This is a genomic window from Paracoccus sigandri (genome assembly GCF_003709565.1).
Lineage (GTDB): Bacteria > Pseudomonadota > Alphaproteobacteria > Rhodobacterales > Rhodobacteraceae > Paracoccus > Paracoccus siganidrum.
The window spans coordinates 58,647-79,955 of sequence record NZ_QNRC01000007.1 but is presented as its reverse complement, the minus strand read 5'-3'; the positions used below and the strand labels follow the sequence as shown (position 1 = coordinate 79,955).

Here is a 21,309-nt window from a genome sequence, read left to right as displayed (position 1 = left end):
CGTTGAATTCGGCCCCTTCGGCCATCATTGAAGCCCGATCGGAAGGACAGGAGAGTAACGATGAGAACCCGCGCCGCCGTGGCCCTCGAGGCCGGCAAACCGCTGGAAGTGATGGAGGTCAACCTTGACGGCCCGAAGGCCGGCGAGGTCATGGTCGAGATCAAGGCCACTGGCATCTGCCACACGGACGAATTCACCCGCTCGGGCGCCGATCCCGAGGGCCTGTTCCCCGCGATCCTGGGCCATGAGGGCGCCGGCGTGGTGGTCGAGGTCGGCCCCGGCGTCACCAGCGTCAAGCCGGGCGATCACGTGATCCCGCTCTATACGCCGGAATGCCGCGAATGCGCCTCCTGCCTGTCGGGCAAAACCAATCTCTGCACCCGGATCCGCGCCACGCAAGGCGCCGGGCTGATGCCCGACGGGACCAGCCGCTTCAGCCTGCCCGACGGCACGCCGATCCATCACTACATGGGCTGCTCCACGTTCTCGAACTTCACCGTGCTGCCGGAAATCGCCGTGGCCAAGGTCCGCGAGGACGCGCCCTTCGACAAGATCTGCTATATCGGCTGCGGCGTGACCACAGGGATTGGTGCCGTCATCAACACCGCGAAGGTGGAAATCGGCGCGAAGGCGGTGGTCTTCGGCCTGGGCGGGATCGGCCTGAACGTGATCCAGGGCCTGCGCCTGGCGGGCGCCGACATGATCATCGGCGTGGACCTGAACGACGACAAGAAGCCGATGGCCGAGCATTTCGGCATGACCCATTTCATCAATCCGAAGAATGTCGAGAATGTCGTCCAGGAAATCGTCGAGATGACGAAGACCCCCTTCGACCAGATCGGCGGCGCGGATTACAGCTTCGACGCGACCGGCAGCACCAAGGTGATGCGCGACGCGCTGGAATGCACCCATCGCGGCTGGGGCCAGTCGGTGATCATCGGCGTGGCGGCGGCGGGGGCCGAGATCAGCACCCGCCCGTTCCAGCTGGTGACCGGCCGGGTCTGGAAGGGCACCGCCTTCGGCGGCGCGCGCGGGCGCACCGACGTTCCGAAGATCGTCGACTGGTACATGGAGGGCAAGATCGAGATCGACCCGATGATCACCCACACCATGCCCCTGGACGACATCAACAAGGGGTTCGACCTGATGCATCACGGCGAATCCATCCGCTCGGTCGTCCTTTACTGATCCTTCATGGCTGCTTAGGTAAAAGAACGGCGGGGCCGCGGGCTCCGCCGTCGCCATGAGAAGAAGGAGAGCAGGGCATGCGCCATCACTGGCTGGACGACGATGACGACGACGATGATGACGACCGTCCGCAGAAGGGCGACAAGGATGGCGGGCTGGGCCTTCCCGAAGGCGACAAGATCGGCAAGCTCTATTTCAAGTCGCGCACGGTGATCGTCGCCGGCGCCATCACCGACAAGCTGGCGCAGCGCACCGTGGCCCATCTGCTGGCCCTGGCCGAGGACAGCGACGCGCCGATCAACATGCTGATCTCCTCGCCCGGCGGCCATGTCGAATCCGGCGACATGATCCATGACGTGATCAAGTTCATCCGCCCGACCGTGCGCACCATCGGCTCGGGCTGGGTGGCCTCGGCGGGCGCGCTGATCTTCATCGGCGCCGAGAAGGAGAACCGCTTCTGCCTGCCCAATACCCGCTTCCTGATCCACCAGCCCTCGGGCGGGATCGGCGGCACCTCCTCCGACATGATGATCCAGGCGGAACAGGTGCGGCTGATGCGCGACCGGCTGAACCAGATCTTCGCCGAGGCCACCGGCCAGACGGTCGAGCGGATCGAGCAGGACACCCAGCGCGACTTCTGGCTGAATACGCAAGAGGCCCTGGATTACGGCCTGCTGGGCAAGGTCATCCGCTCCGTGGATGAGCTGAAATGACGGCTGGCGGGGTGGTGATTCGCCCCGCGACCGCCGGTGATCACGACGCGATCTGGAAGATCCTCCAGCCGGTCTATCGCGCGGGGCAGACCTATTGCATCCCGCGCGACATCACGCGGGACGAGGCCCTGGCGGACTGGTTCGCGCGTCCCTTCACGGTGTTCGTGGCAGAGATCGGCGGCCGGGTCCTGGGAACCAGCCATGTCGGCGCGAATCGCCCGGCGGGGGGCTCGCATGTCGCCAACGCCTCTTTCGCGACCCATGTGCAGGCGCGGGGGCGCGGCGTGGCACGGGCGCTGGTCGAGCATGCGAAAAGCTGGGCGCGCGGCCAGGGTTTCCGGGCGATGCAGTTCAATTTCGTCGTCTCGACCAACGAGGATGCCGTCCATTTGTGGCAGAAAGCCGGATTTGCCATTGTCGGCCGCCTGCCGGCTGCCTTTGATCACCCCGAACACGGGCCGGTCGATGCGCTGGTCATGTTTACCGATCTGACCAGGAGGGATTCCGAATGACGCAAAGCTATGAAACCGTTTCCGAAAATCGCAGCTTCGGCGGCACGCAGGGCGTCTATCGCCACCGCTCGCAGGCGACGGGGACCGACATGACCTTCGCGATCTTCCTGCCCGAAGCGGCGCAGCATGGCCGCGTGCCGGTGCTGTGGTATCTGTCCGGCCTGACCTGCACGCATGAAAACGCCATGACCAAGGCCGGCGCGCAGGAATGGTGCGCCGAGGCGGGCATCGCCATCGTCTTCCCCGACACCTCGCCCCGCGGCGAGGGCGTGGCCGACGACGACGCCTATGACCTGGGGCAGGGCGCCGGCTTCTATGTCGATGCCACGCAGGACCCGTGGAAGCCGCATTTCCAGATGTGGCACTATATCGTCCACGAACTGCCCGAGCTGATCGGCGACAATTTCGCCATCGACCGCGACGCGATGGGCATCACCGGCCATTCGATGGGCGGCCACGGCGCGCTGACCATCGCCATGACCCACCCCGAGCGCTATCGCTCGGTCTCGGCCTTTTCCCCGATCGCCCATCCCAGCGAATCGGACTGGGGCCGCAAGCAGCTGGGTGCCTATCTGGGCGAGGATCGCGCGGCCTGGACGGCCCATGATTCGACGCTGCTGATGCGTGAACGCGGCTATCCGGGCGAGGTGCTGATCGACCAGGGCAGCAAGGACCAGTTCCTGGACCTGCTGAAGCCCGAATCGCTGGCCCATGCGATGATGGAGCGCCGCCAGCCCGGCCAGTTCCGGATGCAGCCGGGCTATGACCACAGCTATTTCTTCGTGCAGACCTTCATGGGCGACCATGTGATGTGGCACGCCGAACGGCTGGCCTGACCGCCCCCCATCCCGCGACCGGGCTTCTTCGTTGCCCAAATACCCGAAAAATCGCCGCGCCTCAGCGCGGCGACTTGATGAAGGCGCGCACCGGCTTGCCCTCGGCCAGGCAGCCCAGGAAGGTCGCGGCCGTGTCCAGCGCCTCGCGGATGGTCACGTCCATGTCCAGATAGCGATAGGTGCCCAGCCGGCCGACGAAGGTCACGCCCTCGGTCGTCTCGGCCAGCGCGATATAGTCCTCCAGCAGCGCCTTCTCGCGCACCAGCCGGATCGGGTAATAGGGGATGTCGTCCGGCCCCGCCTCGCGGCTGTATTCGCGATAGCAGACGCTGTCCTCGTGATCTTCCCAGGGGCTGAAATGCTTGTGCTCGGTGATGCGGGTCCAGGGCACGTCGCGGTCGCCGTAATTCATCACCGCGCAGCCCTGATAGTCGCCCTCATAGGTGAAACGCTCGAAATCCAGCGTGCGATAGCCCAGCCGGCCCAGCTGATAGTCGAAGAACCCGTCCAGCGGGCCCGACCAGAAGACATGGTCCGCGGCCTCGCGCATCTCGGGGCGATAGGGCGTGTTCAGCTCCACCGTGATGCCGGGATGGTCCAGGATCGCCTCGATCATCGGGGTATAGCCGTCGCGCGGCATCCCCTGGAACCGGTGGAAGAAATAGTTGTCGTCATAGTTGAAGCGCACCGGCAGCCGCTTCAGGATCGAGGCCGGCAGCTCGGTGGGCGAACAGCCCCATTGCTTCTCGGTATAGCCCTTGAAGAAGGCCTCGTAGAGATCGCGGCCGACGAAGCGCAGCGCCTGCTCCTCGAAGCTTTGCGGGTCGGTGATGCTGGTGTCGGCCTGGTCGGCGATGAAGTCGCGGGCCTCGTCGGGGCGCATGGTCGTGCCGAAGAACTGGTTGATCGTCAGCAGGTTGATGGGCAGCGAATAGACCGCGCCCCGCGCCGTGGTCTTGACGCGGTTCTGGAAGGGCAGGAACTCGGTGAAACCGTTCACATAGGACCAGACTTCCTCGTCGTCGGTATGGAAGATATGCGGGCCATAGACATGCATCATCACGCCGGTCTCCTCGTCCCGCCGCGTGTGGCAATTGCCGCCGATATGGTCGCGCGCGTCGATGATGCGGCAGCGATGGCCCGCCTCGGCCAGCTTGCGTCCGATTACCGCGCCGGAAAGCCCGGCCCCCACCAAGAGAAATTGCATCAGCTTCTGCCCGATATCTGCGGCCCGCCGGGCCCCGTCCTCATTGTCGCGGGACCCTAGCCACAGCCTTGCGACTTGCACAAGACGAAGGCGGCCCGCCCGGTCCCTATTGGCCGTTTTCGGCGATTTTCAGCACTTCCGCATGGCTCCGGTCCAGCCGCCGCGCCAGGCCGTCGCGGATGGCAAGGTCCAGAAGGTGGCGGAACCGGGCCGCGTCGCTGCCATAGTCGCGCGCCTTGCGGCGCCATTTCACCAGCAGCAGCGGCACCAGCGGCCAGAACCACGGCCCCGCCGCGACGCGATAGGCGATCAGCGCGTTGCGATACATGTAATAGACCTTCCACAGCGGCCGCAGAACCAGCCCGCCGGCCGCCTGCCGCGCCTGGGTGTCATGTTCGAACCGGACCTTGGGCGCGAAGGCGATCCGCAGCCCCCGCCGCCGCATGGTCAGCGTATAGAGCTGGTCGTCGCCATAGATGAACAGCCGCTCGTCCGGCAGGCCGGCGCGGCGGACCGCCTTCCGCGACAGGAACAGCCCGACGAAAGAGGACATGTCCACCTCGGTCACCGGCGCGTCGGGGCGATAGGCCTGGTCTTGCAGGTGGAAGCCGCCCCGCCCCTTGCCGCGCAGCGTGCGGGCGAATTCGCGCAGGTGCCAGAAGGGGTTGCGATAGGGGCGGTTCATCTCGCAGATCTCACCCGAGGGGGTGAAGACCGCCGCCCCCACCGCGTCCCATTCCGCGCGATCCATCGCCCGGAAAGCAGCCAGCGCGCCCGTTGCCGGGCGGCCGTCATCGTCCATCACCACCATCCAGTCGGGGTCCAGCCGCTGGCCGACCTCTTGCAGGGCATGGGAGAACCCGCCCGCCCCGCCCAGGTTCTGCGCGCTGCGGCGAAAGGACAGGCGCGGCCCCGCCTGCGCCGACAGCCATTCCGCCGTGCCGTCATCCGAGGCATTGTCGAAAACGAAGATGTGATCGACCGGCTCGTCCAGAAGCCGGGCCACCGTCAGCCGCAGCTGCTCCAGCCGGTTATGGGTTACGACGATGGCAGCGATATGCAGATCGTCATCACCATGCGCAATGGCCGCCATTAGTCAGGCAAGCGCGACACGACAGTCAGCCCCTGTTCTTTCATCCTCTTGCGGAAATGCCGGAAGCGTTGACGATATCTGGTTTTCATCAGGGTGATCTTGCCGTCATCCAGCATTTTTTCCAGCGTTTTTGCCAGACCGAGTTCTGTGAACTGGCTGATCGATAATGCGGGAAGTGCGAAATAATCGGTCAATTCGCCTACGCGATTGTCTTCCTTCAGGAATATCGTCGGAAGGCCTGCTTGCAATGCGGCAACCCCCCCGTGGAAACGGTCGCCGATAAAGACATCGTGGCGCAATGCGCTCTGCCTCCAGGCTCCAGATTCGTTGAAATAATAATAGTTGCGGAACGACACAGGCCTCTTGTAGCGTTCTGTAAGCCACGCATTCATGAACCCACTGTCGAACTGCGAATTTCCGTCGCTGTAGATGCAGGGTCTATGCCTCAAGCCGGGGTATCTGATGAACTCATCCTGCATCACGTAGGATGCGTCCGTGCCGGCGAGGGCCCTCACCAGATCTGTGCCGCGGCGCACGATATTGCCTTGCTTGATGGCAAGATGACCCGCAGTCATCACGCTGGCATTAGCACCCTTTTGGCGCGCGGCCGTGGGGTCGAGAAGCATGATGGATTGCGGATAGACATAAAGGCTGGGGCAGCCCAGCACCTCGGCCTTCTTGAAGCCGTGCTTGTGCAGCCAGCCGCAGGTTTCCTCGCCGCGGACACCAAAGAGAGCGGCTCGCTCGTTGATGACGCCGATCGTATCGACACTGCCTCTGCGGATCGCAGACAGTTCGTGCCGTCCCTGCAATCCGGCGCCCAGCACGATGAAGGGAACCCGCCCGTCCAGGGCGACAAGAGCGTGCCCCAGATTCTCGACACTGTGGTCCGGCCGGATGAAATTCGCCATCGAGATGACAATCATGTCAAACAGCTCGGCCATGCGATCGGCAAAGGCGTCGCCCAAGTGCTTGTGAAGCTTTCCGATATTGCCATAGGCCGATCCCAGCGGATCGCGTTTGAACAGCTTGGCCGGTGCCTCGGCATGGATGATGTTGCCCCGGTTTCCGGTCAGCTCATGCGAAGTCAACAGGCCCTGGATGCTGTGCATGGTGGCTGGCTGAACGCCAAGCACATGCGGAAGATCCATCGCGGGCCGATGAGCCGCAAGCCCCGGCGCATGGAAAAGGATCCGCGTGTTCTGCTTTGGCAGATCTGATTGCATGAGTTGAGACCTTTGACATGGAGTGTGAGCGCCCATAGCACTTCTTGATTTCGGAAGATGTCAGGCTGAGCCACTTATTGTGGCAGTCTGCGCCCTATCGCCGATCTTGCCTGCCAGATCCAGTAGCTGCTTCTGGTCGGCAATCGGAGTCGCGACCTTCCCGACGTTGCCGCGCACATCAAAACCGCAAATCGATTCCATCCAGTCGATATCCTCTTCATGGCGTTCCAGATGCCGCTCGATCAACTCCGGGGAAAATCCGAACTTCGTGTCGCCCTTGCCCTGCAGCTTCGTAAGAAGTTCAGCCCGCATACGATGCTGCATGGCCGGGGGCAGCAACGGTGCAGTGAAGCGATTGAAGGCGTAGACTGCAGCAAGTACTTCTGCGGTCAGCGACTCATTCTTCATCTTGACCGGCCGCCCTGGCCTGTCGACGCCTAGGACAGCGGCGAAATCTGATACGATATCCCCGTTTTTCAGATCTTTGCGATCGAAGCGCCGCCAGACGATATCCTCGGGCCCGAACAGGTTCCGGACCTTTTCGAACCGCTTGCGATAGTCCGGCGCAGGAATCACGAAGCGTCGCTGCCCGGTCTTGATGCGTTGCTGGAACTGGCTTGCGGCCAGCGAGGCGAGGGGACGGACATAGGCGATGGCGACGACACGGTCGAAGGTGTCTCGCAGCGCAGCAACCATCTGAGCGAACTCCGCCTCATTCAGGCGATCGATCATGATCTCGCCCGACAGTATCAGGCTGCTGTTGCAGGCCAGCGCCTTGCTGACTTGCCGCTTGGCTTGCGAGATCGGGTCGTGTTGCAGTAACCTTTTCTTCTTGTTGCGCCATTTCAATTCAGGCAGGGACTCGGGGCTGTTCGAAAAGGCCATGCACAGGGCGGGTCCATGATTACTGCTCCGCAGCTTTGCATAGGCGAGGCTTGGCGCCTCATATCCTTGGAACGCCTCCTGGATCGAGCTTGACCCAGTCTTAGGCATTCCCAGATGAAGATAGCATGTTTTCATGCGCTCACATTGCGTAGATGGACAAAATGCTGGTCGGTATCGAGAACTTCTCGTGATGCCCGTACCTAGCCCAAAGCTTCGATCTTGGCCAGTTGCCACTCATGGCTCGTCTGGATGGACCCCTCGCTTGACGCCCCCGACCAGCCCGCGCTAGACGAGGCGGGATTTCCTGACTGTGCCGGTGGCTGACTTGGACGCGACGAAGACCCTCTATCTGCATATCGGCCATTACAAGACCGGCTCATCCGCGCTTCAGGACTATTGCAGCCGCCATGCCGACGATCTGCGGCAGCAGGGCTATCTGTATCCCGACGCTGGCAGGCCCTTGCGCAATCCGACCAATCACGGGCACCTGTCGCTGTCGGTCGCGCGGCAGCACGGTTTCGTGCCCCCGCCCTGGTATGGCGAGGATGTCGCGGCCGACGACGCCTATGCCGCGCTTGCCGCCGAGATCGAGGCCGCGCCCGAGACGAAGATCGTCATCTCCAGCGAGGAATTCGTCCAGCTTGCCCTTCGCAAGGACCCCGCCGCCGCGATTGGCGATCTTGCGCGGCGGTTGTCGGCCTGGGACACGCGGATCGTCTTCTACCTGCGCGAGCCGCTGTCGCTGCTGAAATCCTGGTATAACGAGGTCAACAAGGGGCCGGTCGGCACGCGGAACTTTCCAAGCTTCTTCAATGGGATGAATGAGAATTTCCTGTCGCAGCAGGCGATCTGGACGCGGTTTGCCGATGTCTTCGGTCACGAGAACATGATTACCCTGTCCTATGGCGAGGTCGGCCTGGCCCATATCGAGGGCTTTCTGAAAGCCGTCGGCTGTGCGCATGAGCCAGCCCAGCCGCAGGAACTGGTGCAGGCTGCCCAGCCCATCGAGACGCTGGAAAGACGCCGGCTGGCCAAGGCGGCGGTGGATTTCGGCATGGCCAGCTTTTCCCACATCAAGGATATCGGGGCGTTTCAGGAAAAGGCCGCGCGGATCTCGCGCGATTTCGACGAGGTCGCGGGCAGGGCGGGCCTTGCGGTTCGCAGCAAGCTGACCTCTGCCGCGGTGATCGCGCATTATGCCCGCCTGCTGGCGCCGCTGCTGCCCGACGGCCGCGTGAACCAGAAGGAGGTGGACAACCTGCGCGACATGGCCTTCGCTGTGGAAGAGCGCGATCCCCTGCTGGCGCGGGAACTGATGGAAACCGCGCATATGCTGCGGCCCGACGGCAAGCGGATCAAGGCGCGGCTCGAGGAATATCGCGCGAAGCTGGGGGTGAACCCGTAACCCCGTGCCGACGTTGAATTTCAGTGGTAGCTGGTTGCCGTGGTTGGACGTATTTGTATTGTTTATCTGACTCGAGGATGACATCGGTCATGACAGCACCCGCATCCGCCCGTCCGGTCGCCGAGACGGAAATCAAGCGGCTGGAACGCGAGCAGGCAGAGATCGTCTCGATCTATCGCCGCCTGTTTCCCGACGACGACCTGGAGATCGTGTTCTGGCAATGCGACAGTCCGGTCTGGTCGGCGCCATCGGTCCGCGACGGACGGATGACCTTCCATCCCCATCACCTGTCGCCCGAATACCTGGGCAGGCTGCGCCTTTCCTCGGGGCAGGCGGGGGCGCGGTTCCGCACGATCAACATCTCGATCCCGCGGGCGCCGACGCCGGGCGAGGTCAGGAATGCCGACGCGCCCTGGCAGCCGGTGCGCAGGCTGGGGCCGCTGTTCAACGCCTGGCCGATGGCCTATGAACATATCCGCTACCAGGCGGAGATGCGGCGCAAGCGGCTGTGCCGCCAGCGCCACAGCCACCAGTCGCTGGCGCGCGGCGCGGGGTCGGTCGCGCTGCCGCCGCCCGACGAGGGCGGCCCCGATACCTCCAGGCGCCCGGCGATCCTGATCGGCTTTCACTGGCTGGAGGTCGGCGGCGCCGAGAAGCTGGCCTTCGACTGCGTGGACTGGGCGCTGGCCGCCGGGCTGCGGGTGATCGTCGTGGCCTCGGTGCCCTCGCTGCAGCGGCTGGCCGACCGGCTGCCGGATCATCCCGACGTCAGCTTCATCCGGCTGGACCGCTATCTGGCGCATGACCTGTGGCCGCAATTCATCGAGCGGCTGGCGCGGGCCGAAAACATCCGCCTGATCCACGTCCATCATTGCGTGCCGCTCTATGCCGCGCTGGCGCATCTGCGGGTGACGGCGCCCTGGCTGAAGGTCGTGGATTCGACCCATATCGTCGAACATCCCGATGGCGGCTATCCGCGCGTCTCGGGGGTCTGGTCGAACTATATCGACCATCACCACGTCATCAGCCGCGAACTGGTGGACTATTATCGCGACGTGTTCCACGTCATGCACAAGGTCGTACTGGGCCGGATGCTGCCGCGCGCGGACCAGTTGGAACTGCCGGCGCTGAACATGAAGCCCGGCCAGAAGCAGCTGCGCGTGGCCTTCATCGGCCGGATGTATTACCAGAAGCGCCCGGTCGTGATGGTCGAGACGCTGCGCGCCCTGGCCCGCTGGGCGGGCCGCAACGGGATCGAGTTCAAGGCGACCGTGGTGGGCGAGGGGCCCTTCGCCGACACCGTGGCCGGGCTGGTCAAGCGCCGCGGCCTTGCCGACCAGGTCACGCTGGAAGCCGCCAATGCCGACATTCCGGGGCTGCTGGGAAATTCCGACATCCTGCTTCTGCCCTCGAACAATGAGGGCCTGGCGCTGGTCTGCTACGAGGCGATCCAGCATGGCTGCATCCCGCTGTCGACCGATGTGGGCTCTCAGGCGGAACTCGTGCCCCCCGACCTGCTGCTGAGGCTGGAGCCCTTCGGCTCGGTCCGGGATGCGGTTTCGGCGGTCGACCGCCTGTGGCGCGACCCCGGCTTCCTTGCACGTCAGCAGACGGAATTGCATGAACGGTTCCGACACATCGCTTCCGATCCGACTGCCGAGGACATCCTGATGCCGATCTATCGCGCCGCTGCCGAAGGCGAGACCGCCTGACATGACTGCCCTTACGACGACTGCCGCGGTCATTGTCACCTTCAACCGCTCGGACAAGCTGATGCGCGTCCTGGACGCGCTGGACCAGCAGACGCAGAAACCCGACCTGGTCTTCGTGGTCGACAATGCCTCGACCGACGACACGCAGGCGCTGGTCCAGACCCGCGCGGCGCAGATGCCCAGCCTGCGCTATGTGCGGCTGCCGAAGAATGTCGGCGGGGCCGGGGGGTTCCACGAGGGCATGAAGGTCGCCTATGCGGCGGGGGCGAACTATCTGTGGATCTCGGACGACGACGCCTATCCGCAGCCCGACGCGCTGGAGCGGCTGCTGGACGCGATCCAGCAATTCGAGGCCGAGAACGTCTGGCGCCCCAGCTTCGCCTGTTCGCGGGTGGAATGGATCGACGGCTCGCTATGCGAGATGAACACCCCCCGCCCGGTCTGGGACTGGGCGCGGTTCGTGCAGCCCGGAAAGGCCTGGGCGCTGGTCGATTCCTGTTCCTTCGTCTCGGTGCTGGTGCCGCGATGGGCGATCGAGAAGCACGGGCTGCCGATCTCGGATTACTTCATCTGGTTCGACGATGCCGAATATACGCGGCGGCTGGCGAAGTCCTATCCCGGCATCTTCGTGCCCGAAAGCCGCGTCATCCACGACACGCCGGAAAACAAGGGCGTGAACTACAGCCTCGTGACCTCGAAAAGCCTGTGGAAGTTCAAGTATGGCGCCCGCAACGAGACCTCGTTCCGCAGCCGCGAACAGGGGCTGGTGGGCGTGCTGAGCTTCGCCTGGGGGGTGCGCGCGCAGATGAAGGCCGGCAACGTCCCCTGGTCGATCCGCCGCCAGATCTACCAGGCGATCCTGCGCGGCTGGAGCTTCCGCCCCGCCATCCCGAAGGCCCCGGCCGGCTGAGGGGGGCTAGATCCGGTCGGCGGTCAGCGGCAGCTGCCAGGGGCGCAGGTCCGCCTGCAGCCAGGTGCCGTGGGCGGCGTTGGGAAAGACGATCCAGTCCTCGCCGAAGCGGTCCGCATGGTCGGCGGCCAGCCGGTGCTGGTTTTCCAGCGACTGGCCGGCGAAGGCGCCGTCGAAATCGTGCAGCGTGTCGCCCAGTTGCAGGATGATGCGGAAGCGGCTGGCGATGGCGGCGCGGCGCTCGGCCTTGGGCGGGCCGAACAGCATCACCTGGTCGGCAACGACCTGCGGCAGGCCCAGCCGCGACAAGGTGGCGATGGTGGCGAACTTGTTCTCGTCGAAGCGGTCCGAGACGTAGAAGATCGTCACCCCCAGCCGGTCGGCCAGCGTGAAGAAATCCACGGCGCCGGGGATCAGGCCCGGCTCGCCTTCGCGTTCCCAGCGTTTCCAGTGGGAAATATCCGTGAAATCATGACCTTCCGCCATCACATGGGCCATGATCGCGGTATTGTCCAGGATCGTCTCGTCGATGTCCGAGACCACTGCCAGCCCCTCTCCGCCGCCATTGACCTTGACCGCGTCGCGCAGCCGCAGCGTGGCCAGCGCATAGCATTGACGCTGCAGCGCGCCCACCTCGGCCGAGCGTTGCTGGTAACGGATCGCCACCGCATGTTCCCGGTTGCGGCTGTTCTGGTCGGTCATGGATTTTCCCCTTCGCGCAGGCCGCAAGCTAGGGCCCGCGCGGGGCAAGGTCAAACGGGCGGGATCACCATTCCTCGATGACGGTTTCGGCATCCCAGGCGGTCAGCGGCGCCTCGGACCAGGTGCCGTAGCTGGCATTGGGGAAGACGATCCATTCGGTGCCCCATTTCGCGGCTTCCTCGGCGACGGTGGCCTTCTGGTCGTCCAGCGGGGTGTTGCGGAAACGGCCGTCGAAATCATGCAGCGTATCGCCCAGCAGCAGGACGATCTGGTGGTCGGCAGCGACGATCTCGCGCCGTTCGACCTTGGGCGGGCCCAGCAGCAACACGGTTTCCGGGCTGACCTGCGGCAGGCCCAGATCGGTCAGCGTGGCCAGCGTGTGATCCTTCTGTTCGTCCGCCCGGTCCGAGACATAGCGGATCGCCACGCCAAGGCTGTCGGCGTGGTCCAGGAATTCCTTCGCGCCGGGGATCAGCGCGGGCTTGCCGTCGCGTTCCCACGGAAGCCAGGTGTCCCAGGCGTCATAGACATGGCAATTGGCCAGGTCGCGCGCCAGCAGGGCGGTGTTGTCGATCACCGTCTCGTCCAGGTCGGTGACGACGGCCAGTTTCGAGGGATCCTCGGCCGCCGCGACGGCGGCATCCAGCTTCTCGGTGGCGATGTTGTAGGCCTGCAATTGCAGCGCCCGGATCTCGGCCGATTGCTGCTGGAAGCGCAGGCCCATGGCGAATTCGGCCACCGGGCAGTCGGTGGCGGCCTCGGCCTCCTGCGCCAGCGCGGCCGGCGCGATCATCGCCGAGGCGGCAAGCCCCAGCAGGACCGGGCCGGGACGAAGACATCTTGTCATGGAATTCTCCCTGTTCTGCGGATTGGCGGATTGGCGCCCGCCTGCCGAGGCTAGAAAGGGTTGATTGATCCGTCAAACAAAATCAGGCCGCCACCGGCAGCCGCGACGGCGCCTCGCGCACCGGCAGGTGGATCAAGGCGCTGAAGGCGCCGACGCCCACGCCGACCCACCAGACCAGCATGTAGTCGCCATGCGCGTCATACAGCCTGCCGCCCAGCCAGACGCCCAGGAAAGAGCCGATCTGGTGCGACAGGAAGACGAAGCCGTAAAGCGTGCCCATGTAGCGCAGCCCGTAGATATAGGCGACCAGCCCCGAGGTCAGCGGCACCGTGGCCAGCCACAGCCCGCCCATCACCAGCGAGAAGACCACCACCGAGGCCGGGGTGATCGGCATCAGGATGAAGGCGGCCGAGGCGACGGTGCGCAGCGTATAGATCCCGGCCAGCAGGTATTTCTTGGTATAGCGCTTGCCCAGCCAGCCCGCGAGGATCGACCCGGCGATATTGGCCAGCCCGATCAGCGATATCGCGACCGCCCCCAGCGCCGAGGTCGTGGTGATCCCCAGCGCGGCCAGGGTGCCCACCGGATTGATCGGGCCGCACATCTCGGTGATCATCGCGGGGAAATGCGCGGTGATGAAACCCAGCTGATAGCCGCAGGAAAAGAAGCCCATGAAGATCATCATGAAGGACGGATCGCGGAAGGCGCGCGACAACACGCTGCCCATGCTTTCCTCCAGCACGCTGGGGCGGACCGGCTTGCCCGAGCCCAGCATCGGCAGGAAGGCCAGGCAGGCCAGCACGATCACGCCGAAGATGATGAACACCGCCTGCCAGCTGTAGAAGCCCAGCAGGATCTCGGCCAGGGGGGCGCCGAAGACCTGCCCGGCGGAACCGGCGGCGGTGGCGATCCCCAAGGCCAGGCTGCGGTTCTCGTCGCTGGCGGCGCGGCCGACCACGGCCAGGATGACGCCGAAGCCGGTCCCGGCGATGCCGAAGCCGACCATCACCTCCAAGAGTTGCATCGTGGCCGGGCTGGTGGCGAAGGCGGTCAGGACCAGCCCGGCGGAATAGAGGATCGCCCCCAGGATGATCGCCCACCTGTCGCCCCAGCGTTCCGCCAGGGCGCCGAAGATCGGCTGGCCGATGCCCCAAGCAAGGTTCTGGATCGCGATGGCCAGGCTGAACTCGGCCCGCGGCCAGCCGAATTCCTGGGCGATCGGGATCTGGAACACGCCAAAGCTGGCCCGCAGCGCGAAATTGATCAGCAGGATCAGAGAGCCCCCGATCAGGATCGGGGTGAAGAGGCGGGCATGGGACTGCATGGCGGGACCTGTGCGGAAATATCTCGCCGCCAGCATTGGCAAGGCCGGGCCTGGGGATCAAGCCCGGTTCTGGTGATGGAACGCATCAGCCGCGTTGATGGAAGGCGGGGCTTCCTTCAGTCCCCGCGATCAGTTGCGGCGCGAGATCTCGTTGTTGATCGAGAAGCGCGACGAGGGGATCGAGCCGCCCTTCTGCATCTCGCCCAGGATCACGGTCGTCTTCTGGCCGCTGTCGTCGGTCACGACCCATTGCCGCAGTTCCGTCGGCGAGGTGAAGACCATCTGGATATTGCCGTATTCGGGATGCTGCGGGTCCTGCGCGGTCACGACGGTGGCGTTCTGCGTCTCGGTATGGGCGGTGACCATGTTGGCGCGGCCCAGGTCGACATTGGGGGCCAGGATGATCGACAGCGGCGTCTGCGACAGCGGATATTGCTGCGGCCCGCCGCTGGACTTGCCGTCGAAGATGGCGACATTGCCGCCCGAGGCCATGACCAGCGTATTGTCGTTGGCATATTCGAAGCGGACCCGTCCGGGCCGCTGGATATAGACCGTCCCGGTCGAGATCGTGCCGTCCGGGTTCACCTGCGTGAAGGCCGAGGTGACGGTGGTCAGGCTGTTGAGATAGCGCGAGATCTCGTTCAGCGAGATCTTTTCGGCCAGCGCCGGCAGGGCGAGGCTGATGAGCAGGGCGGGCGCAAGGGCGAGAGAGCGTATGTTCATGGCTCCGATCATAGCGGTTTCATGCCGTCATGCACATCACAAGCAGCGGACGATCAGGGCGGCCAACGCTCGCATTGCCGTGACGGTTCCGGCGACGTGACGTTACAGCGGCCGGCCCGCCAGCAGCCGCGGCATCGGGTCCAGCGACAGTCCCGCCGCCTGCCGCATGAAGCCGCGCCGCAGCGCCGGGATGGCGCTGACGATGCCCATGCCCAGGCCGCGCGCACCGGCCAGCAGCGGATTGTCGCTGGCGAAAAGCCGGTTCACCGTGTCCATTCCCAGGGCCAGGCTGGTCGAATCGAAGCGCCGCCAGATCTGATAGCGTTCCAGCACCAGATCGGAACCGATATCCTCGCCCCGGCGGGCGGCCTCGACCAGAACCTCGGCCAGCGCGGCCACGTCGCGCAGCCCCAGGTTCAGCCCCTGGCCCGCGATCGGATGCACCCCATGCGCCGCGTCGCCCACCAGCGCCACGCGCGGCGCGACATAGCTTTCGGCCAGGCTCAGCGACAGCGGATAGGAGAAGCGCGGGCCGGCCAGCCGGATCCCGCCCAGGAAATCGCCGAAGCGGGGGCGCAGCACCTCGAGGAAGGCGGCGTCGTCCAGGGCGGCGATGGCCTGGGCGTTGTCATGGGTCTCGGACCAGACGATATTGCTGCGATTGCCGCGCAGGGGCAGGATCGCCAGCGGGCCGGTGGCCATGAAATACTGATGCGCGATGCCGTGATGCGGCAGGTCGTGGTCGATCGAGGCGACCAGCGCCGTCTGGCCGTAATCCCAGCCGCGCCGCTCGATCCCCGCCCGCGCCGCCACACCCGACCCGCGCCCGTCCGCGCCGACCAGCAGCCGCGCGGTGATCCGCTGGCCGTCGGAGAGGGTCGCGGTGATGCCCGCCGGCCCCGGTTCCTGCGCCGTCACCGCCAGCCCCGGCAGATGCCGCACCCGGTCGGCCATCGCCGCCAGCAGCGCCCGATAGAGGAAACGGTCCTCCAGCATCCAGCCGACCGGGCCTTCCTCGATCTCGGCGCTGTCGAAATGCAGGAAACAGGGCGCGGCGCCTTCGCCGGGCCGCCCCTGCGAGGCCTTGACCTCCAGGATCGGCTGGCTTTCGGGGGCCAGCTCCTCCCACAGCCCCAGCGCTTTCAGCAGCCGCTGCGAGGCCAGCGCCAGCGCATAGGCGCGGCCGTCGAAATCGTCGCCCGCGCGCGTCCGGGCGGGCTGGGCATCGGCGACGGCCACCGACAACCCGGCACCGGCCAGCGCCAGGGCCAGCGTGGGGCCGTTTAGCCCGCCGCCCGCGATCAGGACATCGACATCCGGTTTCATCGGCCCCCGTCCTTCATGGCTGGCTTCCTGATTGGCTTCCTGGCTGGTCATGGCCGCGATCATGCCGGGGGGGCGCGCCAAAGGCAATGCGGCGCGCGGCCTCAGCGGTCGCGGTCGGCGATCTCGGCGGCAATCTCGGCGGCAAGGATCGCCGCCAGCCCGCTCTGCAGGTCGGGATGGCGCAGGGTCACGCCCAGATCCCGGAGCATCCGCCGGTTCGAGACCCGCTTGCTGTCGGCATAGAAGGACCGGGCCATCGGGGTCATCTCTGCCTGGTCGAAATCCTCGACCGGCGGGGCGGGCACGCCCAGCATCCGGGCGGCCAGCGCGATCACGTCCTGCGGCGGCGCCGGTTCGTTGTCGCACAGGTTGTAGATCGCCCCCGGCTTGGGCGCGTCGATCGAGGCCAGAAGCGCCTGGGCGATATCCTCGACATGGATGCGCGAGAAGACCTGGCCCGGCTTGACGATCCGCCGCGCGCTGCCCTCGCGCAGCTTGCGGAAGGGGCCGCGGCCGGGGCCATAGATCCCGGCCAGCCGGAAGATGTGCAGGGGCAGGTCCCGCGCCTCCGCCAGCGCCTGCCAGGCGGCCTCGGCGGCGACCCGCGCCTGGCCGCGCCGGGTCGAGGGGTCCAGCGGGCTGTCCTCGTCCACCCAGCCGCCCTGGCGGTCGCCATAGATCCCGGTCGTGGACAGATAGCCCAGCCAGCGCGGCGCGGCCCGGCCGATATCCTCGGCGAAGGCGGCCAGCACCGGATCGCCCGATGCGTCCGGCGCGACCGAGACCAGGATCGCATCCGCCCGCGCGATGGCCTGGCGGACGCGATCCTCCTCGCCCGGCCAGATCAGCGGCGTGGCCCCGGCCGCGCGGACCCGGTCGGGATGGTCGCGGGTGGTGCCGGTGACGCGCCAGCCCTCGGCCCGCAACAGGGGCGTCAGCCAGCCGGCGGAATAGCCATGACCGAAAACAAGCATCTCCATGCGGGCAACCTAGTCGCGCCCGCGCGGACATGCCAGACGCTTGCCTGATCTGCGGCGGGGTGCCACTTTCGGATCGACGAACAAGGACCACAGCATGACCCAACATTCCCGCTTCCTGCCGGTCGAATCGCCCCCGACGGCGGCAAGGGAGCAGTTCACCGATCCCGCCGAGGCCGTGGCCCGGCTGCGCAGCCTCTATGACGAGGCGGCGGATTTCCTGCTGCATCATTTCACCCGGCTGCTGAAGGGGGAAAAGCCGCGCGCGCGCTATCGCGCCTTCTACCCCGAGCTGCGGCTGACCATCGCCAGCCATACCAAGATCGATTCGCGCCTGTCCTTCGGCCATGTGGCCAGCCCCGGCAGCTATGCCGCGACCATCACCCGGCCCGACCTGTTCGAGAATTACCTGATCGAGCAGATCGGCCTTCTGGTGAAGAACCACGGCGTGCCGCTGACGGTGGGGGTCAGCGAAACCCCGATGCCGGTGCATTTCGCCGTCGCCGCGCAAAGCGACCTGGCCGTGCCGCAGGAAGGCGTGCTGGATTTCTCGCTGCGCGACGTCTTCGACGTGCCGGACCTGAACACGGTGAACGACGACATCGTCAACGGCATGGCCGTGCCGCTGCCCGACGGCACGCAGCACCTGGCGGCCTTCACGGCGCAGCGCATCGATTACTCGCTGGCGCGGCTGGCCCATTACACCGCCACCGCCGCCGAGCATTTCCAGAATTTCGTCCTGTTCACCAACTATCAGTTCTATGTCGACGAGTTCGAGGCCTTCGCCCGCCGCGCGCTGGCCGAGCCGGCCCTGGGCTACAGCTCTTTCGTGGCGCCCGGCAACCAGGAGATCACCACCTCGGACGGCCGGATCGTGGCGCTGTCGAAGATGCCGCAGATGCCCGCCTATCACCTGAAACGCGCCAACGGGCAGGGGATCACGCTGGTCAATATCGGCGTCGGGCCCTCGAACGCGAAGACGGCGACCGACCATATCGCGGTGCTGCGCCCCCATGCCTGGCTGATGGTCGGCCATTGCGCGGGGCTGAGAAACAGCCAGAGCCTTGGCGATTTCGTCCTGGCGCATGCCTATCTGCGCGAGGATCACGTCCTGGACGACGACCTGCCGGTCTGGGTGCCGATCCCGCCGCTGGCCGAGGTCCAGGTGGCCCTGCAGGAGGCCGTGGCCGAGGTCACGCAGCTGGACGGCTACGAGCTGAAGCGGATCATGCGCACCGGCACCGTCGCCACCATCGACAACCGCAACTGGGAATTGCGCGACCAGTCCGGCCCGGTGCATCGCCTGTCGCTGTCGCGCGCCGTCGCGCTGGACATGGAAAGCGCCACCATCGCCGCCAACGGTTTCCGCTTCCGGGTGCCCTATGGCACGCTTCTGTGCGTGTCCGACAAGCCGCTGCACGGCGAATTGAAGCTGCCCGGCATGGCGACGGATTTCTATCGCACGCAGGTCGCCAATCACCTGCTGATCGGCATCCGCGCGATGGAGAAGCTGCGCGAGATGCCGCTGGAGCGGATTCACTCGCGAAAACTGCGTTCTTTCAGCGAAACGGCCTTCCTTTGACCCCATTTAACCCTACGTCAACCGCCCCGGTGATGCCGGTTTTCGCGCAATCCGCGAAAAAGGCTTGATTCGTCGGTCAAAACCGTGTGTAGCAGGCGTTATGCCGCAAAAGGCGCAATTTGTGGGCCCCAAGGATAAGGGCAAGAGGAGACAGAACATGGCTACGGCTTCCGCCAAACCGATGACCAAGACCCAACTCGTCGCCACGCTGGCCGAAGAACTGGGCTCGGACAAGAAATCGGCCTCTGCGGCTCTGGATGCGATCGCCGCCGTCGTCACCCGCGAAGTCGCCAATGGCGGCGCGGTGACCCTGCCCGGCATCGGCAAGATCGCCTGCCGCGCGCGCCCCGAGCGTCAGGTGCGCAACCCGCAAACCCAGGAAATGATGACCAAGCCTGCCGACAAGCAGGTCAAGGTGACCGTTGCCAAGGCACTGAAGGACAGCGTCAACAGCTGATCCCCGAGGTTCCTCGGGCATGAAAGGCCGCGCCCTCGGGTGCGGCCTTTTTGCTGAAACCGCGCGCAAGGCGCTTTTCGCCGCGGCACGGCTCTGCTAGCCGTCTTGCATTCTCTGCAATCTGGGGCCGGGGCATGGATATTCGCGCGATCCTGATGGGGCTGCTTTTCGCGGTCATGTGGGCCTCGGCCTTCACCTCGACGCGGATGATCGTGACCGAGGCGCCGCCGCTGATGTCGCTGGCGCTGCGCTTCGCGCTGTCGGGCGGGATCGGGGTGGCCATCGCGCTGGCCATGGGCCAGACATGGCGCAACCTGACCAGCAGCCAGTGGCGCGCGGTGGTCATGCTGGGCCTGTGCCAGAACGCGCTTTACCTGGGGCTGAACTGGGTCGCGATGCAGTGGATCGAGGCCGGGCTGGCCTCGATCATCGCCGCGACCATGCCGCTGATGGTGGCCTTCCTGGGCTGGATCTTCATGGGCGAAAGGCTGCGCCGCATGGGCGTCGCGGGACTGTTCCTGGGCCTTGTCGGCGTCGCCATCATCATGGGCGCGCGGCTGCAGGGCGGCAGCGATCCCCTGGGCATCGCGCTGTGCTTCGTCGCAGCGCTGGCCTTGGCGGTCGCGACGCTGACCGTGCGCGGGGCCAGTTCGGGCGGAAACGTCATGATGGTGGTCGGGCTGCAGATGCTGGTCGGCTCGCTGACCCTCGGCATCGTCGCGCCCTTCCTGGAAACCTGGCAGGTCACGCCCAGCCCGCGCCTTTTCTGGGCCTTCCTCTATACGGTGCTGGTGCCGGGGATCGCGGCGACCTGGGTCTGGTTCCTGCTGGTCGGCCGCATCGGCGCGGTCCGGGCCGCGACCTTCCACTTCCTGACACCGTTCTTCGGCGTCGCCACCGGCGCGTTGCTGCTGGGCGAACGGCTTGGCGCCGGCGACGTGATCGGGGTCGGCATCATCATGGCGGGGATCCTTGCGGTGCAGCTGTCCAAGGCCCCCGCCGCGCCGGTCAAGCGTCCGCCGCCGAGCTGAGCTGCCGCTGTTCGGCGGCGTGCAGCTTGCGCACGGCCTCGCGATCCTGGCAGCGCGCCACCCATGCCTTGATGGCCTCGGTCGCGGGCAGCTGGTCGCCGAACCAGGCGAAGGGGCTGGAACACAGCAGGTCGGCGGCGCTGAACGTGTCGCCCAGCAGATAGGGCTGCCGGCGCAGCACCTCGTCCAGGCGCTGGATCGCGGTGTCGTAGTCGCGCAGCGAGGCCTGGATGGCGGGATGATCGACCTGCGCCCAGCCGAGGATCGCCACCGGCTCGAACACGCCCTGGTACCAGGACAGCCAGGACAGATAGCGTCCGCGCTGCGGATCGCCGACCGGGCGGCCCAGCCCGCTTTCGGGGAAGCGATCGGTCAGATAGAGGATGATCGCGCCGCGTTCGCGGACCAGGTCATCGCCATCGACCAGGTAGGGCACCTTGCCCTCGGGATGCGGGTTGCGGGGATCGCGGCCGCCCGACCCGTCCTGCCGGGGGATCTGGACCTCGACGATCTCGACCTTGTCGCCGATTCCCATTTCCTCGATCAGTTGCGCCACCGTGGTCGAGCGGCTCATCGGTGCGTGGTAAAGCGTCAGCATGGCTTGCCTCCTTGGCTGCGGATGGCCAAGGTCTAGCGCCAGCCTGCTGACAGAA

21 protein-coding genes are annotated in these 21,309 nt (G+C 65.8%); 10 read left to right on the top strand and 11 right to left on the bottom strand.

The genetic code is table 11. The annotated features are described in order from the left end of the window. The first annotated feature begins 60 nt into the window (after positions 1 to 60). The 4 genes from C9E82_RS08285 to fghA all read left to right on the top strand — a co-directional run bounded on the left by C9E82_RS08285 (position 61) and on the right by fghA (position 3,249). The gene (locus tag C9E82_RS08285) at positions 61 to 1,188 is read left to right on the top strand and encodes an S-(hydroxymethyl)glutathione dehydrogenase/class III alcohol dehydrogenase (protein ID WP_119896474.1); all 1,128 of its coding nucleotides are present in this window, start codon (positions 61 to 63) and stop codon (positions 1,186 to 1,188) included. Positions 1,189 to 1,265: 77 nt separating this feature from the next. Beyond that, positions 1,266 to 1,901 (top strand): ATP-dependent Clp protease proteolytic subunit, encoded by a 636-nt coding sequence (locus C9E82_RS08280; RefSeq protein ID WP_119896475.1) that lies wholly within the window; start codon positions 1,266 to 1,268, stop codon positions 1,899 to 1,901. Continuing rightward, on the top strand, positions 1,898 to 2,413 hold the full coding sequence (locus C9E82_RS08275; protein WP_119896476.1) for a GNAT family N-acetyltransferase: 516 nt from the start codon (positions 1,898 to 1,900) through the stop codon (positions 2,411 to 2,413). Before C9E82_RS08280 ends, C9E82_RS08275 begins: the two co-directional genes overlap by 4 nt. Next, a complete protein-coding gene (gene fghA / locus C9E82_RS08270; protein ID WP_119896477.1) occupies positions 2,410 to 3,249 on the top strand; it encodes an S-formylglutathione hydrolase in 840 nt (279 codons plus the stop codon). The genes C9E82_RS08275 and fghA overlap by 4 nt, the downstream gene beginning before the upstream one ends. Before the next feature lie 61 nt (positions 3,250 to 3,310). On the opposite strand, the gene glf is transcribed toward fghA, so the two are convergent. From glf to C9E82_RS08250, 4 genes are all read right to left on the bottom strand, one after another. Continuing rightward, positions 3,311 to 4,456, bottom strand: coding sequence for a UDP-galactopyranose mutase (gene glf / locus C9E82_RS08265; RefSeq protein WP_119896478.1), 1,146 nt, complete (start codon positions 4,454 to 4,456; stop codon positions 3,311 to 3,313). Positions 4,457 to 4,562: 106 nt separating this feature from the next. Then, the gene (locus C9E82_RS08260) at positions 4,563 to 5,549 is read right to left on the bottom strand and encodes a glycosyltransferase (RefSeq protein WP_122449242.1); all 987 of its coding nucleotides are present in this window, start codon (positions 5,547 to 5,549) and stop codon (positions 4,563 to 4,565) included. Continuing rightward, positions 5,549 to 6,775 carry a polysaccharide pyruvyl transferase family protein gene (locus tag C9E82_RS08255; protein WP_170162106.1) on the bottom strand — a complete coding sequence of 409 codons (1,227 nt, stop codon included), beginning with the start codon at positions 6,773 to 6,775 and terminating at the stop codon, positions 5,549 to 5,551. The genes C9E82_RS08260 and C9E82_RS08255 overlap by 1 nt, the downstream gene beginning before the upstream one ends. Positions 6,776 to 6,835: 60 nt before the next feature. Then, positions 6,836 to 7,660, bottom strand: coding sequence for a hypothetical protein (locus tag C9E82_RS08250; protein ID WP_122449241.1), 825 nt, complete (start codon positions 7,658 to 7,660; stop codon positions 6,836 to 6,838). Between the two features lie 316 nt (positions 7,661 to 7,976). Between C9E82_RS08250 and C9E82_RS08245 the strand changes: the two genes are divergently transcribed. The 3 genes from C9E82_RS08245 to C9E82_RS08235 all read left to right on the top strand — a co-directional run bounded on the left by C9E82_RS08245 (position 7,977) and on the right by C9E82_RS08235 (position 11,687). Then, entirely contained in the window at positions 7,977 to 9,065 is a 1,089-nt protein-coding gene (locus C9E82_RS08245; protein ID WP_147393104.1) for a hypothetical protein, read from the top strand. Between the two features lie 89 nt (positions 9,066 to 9,154). Continuing rightward, positions 9,155 to 10,777 (top strand): glycosyltransferase, encoded by a 1,623-nt coding sequence (locus tag C9E82_RS08240; RefSeq protein WP_119898815.1) that lies wholly within the window; start codon positions 9,155 to 9,157, stop codon positions 10,775 to 10,777. A 1-nt stretch (position 10,778) separates the two neighbouring features. Further along, the gene (locus tag C9E82_RS08235) at positions 10,779 to 11,687 is read left to right on the top strand and encodes a glycosyltransferase family 2 protein (RefSeq protein WP_119898814.1); all 909 of its coding nucleotides are present in this window, start codon (positions 10,779 to 10,781) and stop codon (positions 11,685 to 11,687) included. 6 nt (positions 11,688 to 11,693) lie between these two features. Here the strand turns inward: C9E82_RS08235 and C9E82_RS08230 are convergent, their stop codons facing one another. The 6 genes from C9E82_RS08230 to C9E82_RS08205 all read right to left on the bottom strand — a co-directional run bounded on the left by C9E82_RS08230 (position 11,694) and on the right by C9E82_RS08205 (position 17,589). After that, on the bottom strand, positions 11,694 to 12,389 hold the full coding sequence (locus C9E82_RS08230; protein WP_170162105.1) for a 5'-nucleotidase, lipoprotein e(P4) family: 696 nt from the start codon (positions 12,387 to 12,389) through the stop codon (positions 11,694 to 11,696). Between the two features lie 64 nt (positions 12,390 to 12,453). Continuing rightward, positions 12,454 to 13,236 (bottom strand): 5'-nucleotidase, lipoprotein e(P4) family, encoded by a 783-nt coding sequence (locus tag C9E82_RS08225; protein WP_183154055.1) that lies wholly within the window; start codon positions 13,234 to 13,236, stop codon positions 12,454 to 12,456. An 82-nt stretch (positions 13,237 to 13,318) separates the two neighbouring features. Continuing rightward, on the bottom strand, positions 13,319 to 14,560 hold the full coding sequence (locus tag C9E82_RS08220; RefSeq protein WP_119898812.1) for an MFS transporter: 1,242 nt from the start codon (positions 14,558 to 14,560) through the stop codon (positions 13,319 to 13,321). Between the two features lie 129 nt (positions 14,561 to 14,689). Next, positions 14,690 to 15,283, bottom strand: a complete 594-nt coding sequence (locus C9E82_RS08215) for a LolA family protein (protein ID WP_119898822.1) — start codon at positions 15,281 to 15,283, stop codon at positions 14,690 to 14,692. A 102-nt stretch (positions 15,284 to 15,385) separates the two neighbouring features. After that, on the bottom strand, positions 15,386 to 16,609 hold the full coding sequence (locus C9E82_RS08210) for an FAD-dependent monooxygenase (protein WP_119898821.1): 1,224 nt from the start codon (positions 16,607 to 16,609) through the stop codon (positions 15,386 to 15,388). 101 nt (positions 16,610 to 16,710) lie between these two features. Beyond that, complete coding sequence (locus tag C9E82_RS08205; RefSeq protein WP_119898811.1) at positions 16,711 to 17,589, bottom strand: SDR family oxidoreductase; 879 nt, start codon at positions 17,587 to 17,589, stop codon at positions 16,711 to 16,713. 94 nt (positions 17,590 to 17,683) lie between these two features. On the opposite strand from C9E82_RS08205, the gene C9E82_RS08200 reads away from it, so the two are divergent. The 3 genes from C9E82_RS08200 to C9E82_RS08190 all read left to right on the top strand — a co-directional run bounded on the left by C9E82_RS08200 (position 17,684) and on the right by C9E82_RS08190 (position 20,656). Then, the gene (locus C9E82_RS08200) at positions 17,684 to 19,168 is read left to right on the top strand and encodes an AMP nucleosidase (RefSeq protein ID WP_119898810.1); all 1,485 of its coding nucleotides are present in this window, start codon (positions 17,684 to 17,686) and stop codon (positions 19,166 to 19,168) included. 157 nt (positions 19,169 to 19,325) lie between these two features. After that, positions 19,326 to 19,625 carry an HU family DNA-binding protein gene (locus C9E82_RS08195; protein WP_119898809.1) on the top strand — a complete coding sequence of 100 codons (300 nt, stop codon included), beginning with the start codon at positions 19,326 to 19,328 and terminating at the stop codon, positions 19,623 to 19,625. Between the two features lie 134 nt (positions 19,626 to 19,759). Then, complete coding sequence (locus C9E82_RS08190; protein WP_119898808.1) at positions 19,760 to 20,656, top strand: DMT family transporter; 897 nt, start codon at positions 19,760 to 19,762, stop codon at positions 20,654 to 20,656. Here C9E82_RS08190 and C9E82_RS08185 read toward each other — a convergent pair. After that, positions 20,634 to 21,254 carry a glutathione S-transferase family protein gene (locus C9E82_RS08185; RefSeq protein ID WP_119898807.1) on the bottom strand — a complete coding sequence of 207 codons (621 nt, stop codon included), beginning with the start codon at positions 21,252 to 21,254 and terminating at the stop codon, positions 20,634 to 20,636. The two genes, C9E82_RS08190 and C9E82_RS08185, sit on opposite strands and share 23 nt — an antisense overlap. Positions 21,255 to 21,309 lie beyond the last annotated feature (55 nt).

Excerpts from the sequence above, each read along its gene's own strand:
- C9E82_RS08285 (WP_119896474.1), top strand. The coding sequence starts at position 61 with ATGAGAACCCGCGCCGCCGTGGCCCTCGAGGCCGGCAAACCGCTGGAA.
- C9E82_RS08280 (WP_119896475.1), top strand. The coding sequence starts at position 1,266 with ATGCGCCATCACTGGCTGGACGACGATGACGACGACGATGATGACGAC.
- C9E82_RS08275 (WP_119896476.1), top strand. The coding sequence starts at position 1,898 with ATGACGGCTGGCGGGGTGGTGATTCGCCCCGCGACCGCCGGTGATCAC.
- fghA (WP_119896477.1), top strand. The coding sequence starts at position 2,410 with ATGACGCAAAGCTATGAAACCGTTTCCGAAAATCGCAGCTTCGGCGGC.
- glf (WP_119896478.1), bottom strand. The coding sequence starts at position 4,456 with ATGCAATTTCTCTTGGTGGGGGCCGGGCTTTCCGGCGCGGTAATCGGA.
- C9E82_RS08260 (WP_122449242.1), bottom strand. The coding sequence starts at position 5,549 with ATGGCGGCCATTGCGCATGGTGATGACGATCTGCATATCGCTGCCATC.
- C9E82_RS08255 (WP_170162106.1), bottom strand. The coding sequence starts at position 6,775 with ATGCAATCAGATCTGCCAAAGCAGAACACGCGGATCCTTTTCCATGCG.
- C9E82_RS08250 (WP_122449241.1), bottom strand. The coding sequence starts at position 7,660 with ATGGCCTTTTCGAACAGCCCCGAGTCCCTGCCTGAATTGAAATGGCGC.
- C9E82_RS08240 (WP_119898815.1), top strand. The coding sequence starts at position 9,155 with ATGACAGCACCCGCATCCGCCCGTCCGGTCGCCGAGACGGAAATCAAG.
- C9E82_RS08235 (WP_119898814.1), top strand. The coding sequence starts at position 10,779 with ATGACTGCCCTTACGACGACTGCCGCGGTCATTGTCACCTTCAACCGC.
- C9E82_RS08230 (WP_170162105.1), bottom strand. The coding sequence starts at position 12,389 with ATGACCGACCAGAACAGCCGCAACCGGGAACATGCGGTGGCGATCCGT.
- C9E82_RS08225 (WP_183154055.1), bottom strand. The coding sequence starts at position 13,236 with ATGACAAGATGTCTTCGTCCCGGCCCGGTCCTGCTGGGGCTTGCCGCC.
- C9E82_RS08220 (WP_119898812.1), bottom strand. The coding sequence starts at position 14,560 with ATGCAGTCCCATGCCCGCCTCTTCACCCCGATCCTGATCGGGGGCTCT.
- C9E82_RS08215 (WP_119898822.1), bottom strand. The coding sequence starts at position 15,283 with ATGAACATACGCTCTCTCGCCCTTGCGCCCGCCCTGCTCATCAGCCTC.
- C9E82_RS08210 (WP_119898821.1), bottom strand. The coding sequence starts at position 16,609 with ATGAAACCGGATGTCGATGTCCTGATCGCGGGCGGCGGGCTAAACGGC.
- C9E82_RS08205 (WP_119898811.1), bottom strand. The coding sequence starts at position 17,589 with ATGGAGATGCTTGTTTTCGGTCATGGCTATTCCGCCGGCTGGCTGACG.
- C9E82_RS08200 (WP_119898810.1), top strand. The coding sequence starts at position 17,684 with ATGACCCAACATTCCCGCTTCCTGCCGGTCGAATCGCCCCCGACGGCG.
- C9E82_RS08195 (WP_119898809.1), top strand. The coding sequence starts at position 19,326 with ATGGCTACGGCTTCCGCCAAACCGATGACCAAGACCCAACTCGTCGCC.
- C9E82_RS08190 (WP_119898808.1), top strand. The coding sequence starts at position 19,760 with ATGGATATTCGCGCGATCCTGATGGGGCTGCTTTTCGCGGTCATGTGG.
- C9E82_RS08185 (WP_119898807.1), bottom strand. The coding sequence starts at position 21,254 with ATGCTGACGCTTTACCACGCACCGATGAGCCGCTCGACCACGGTGGCG.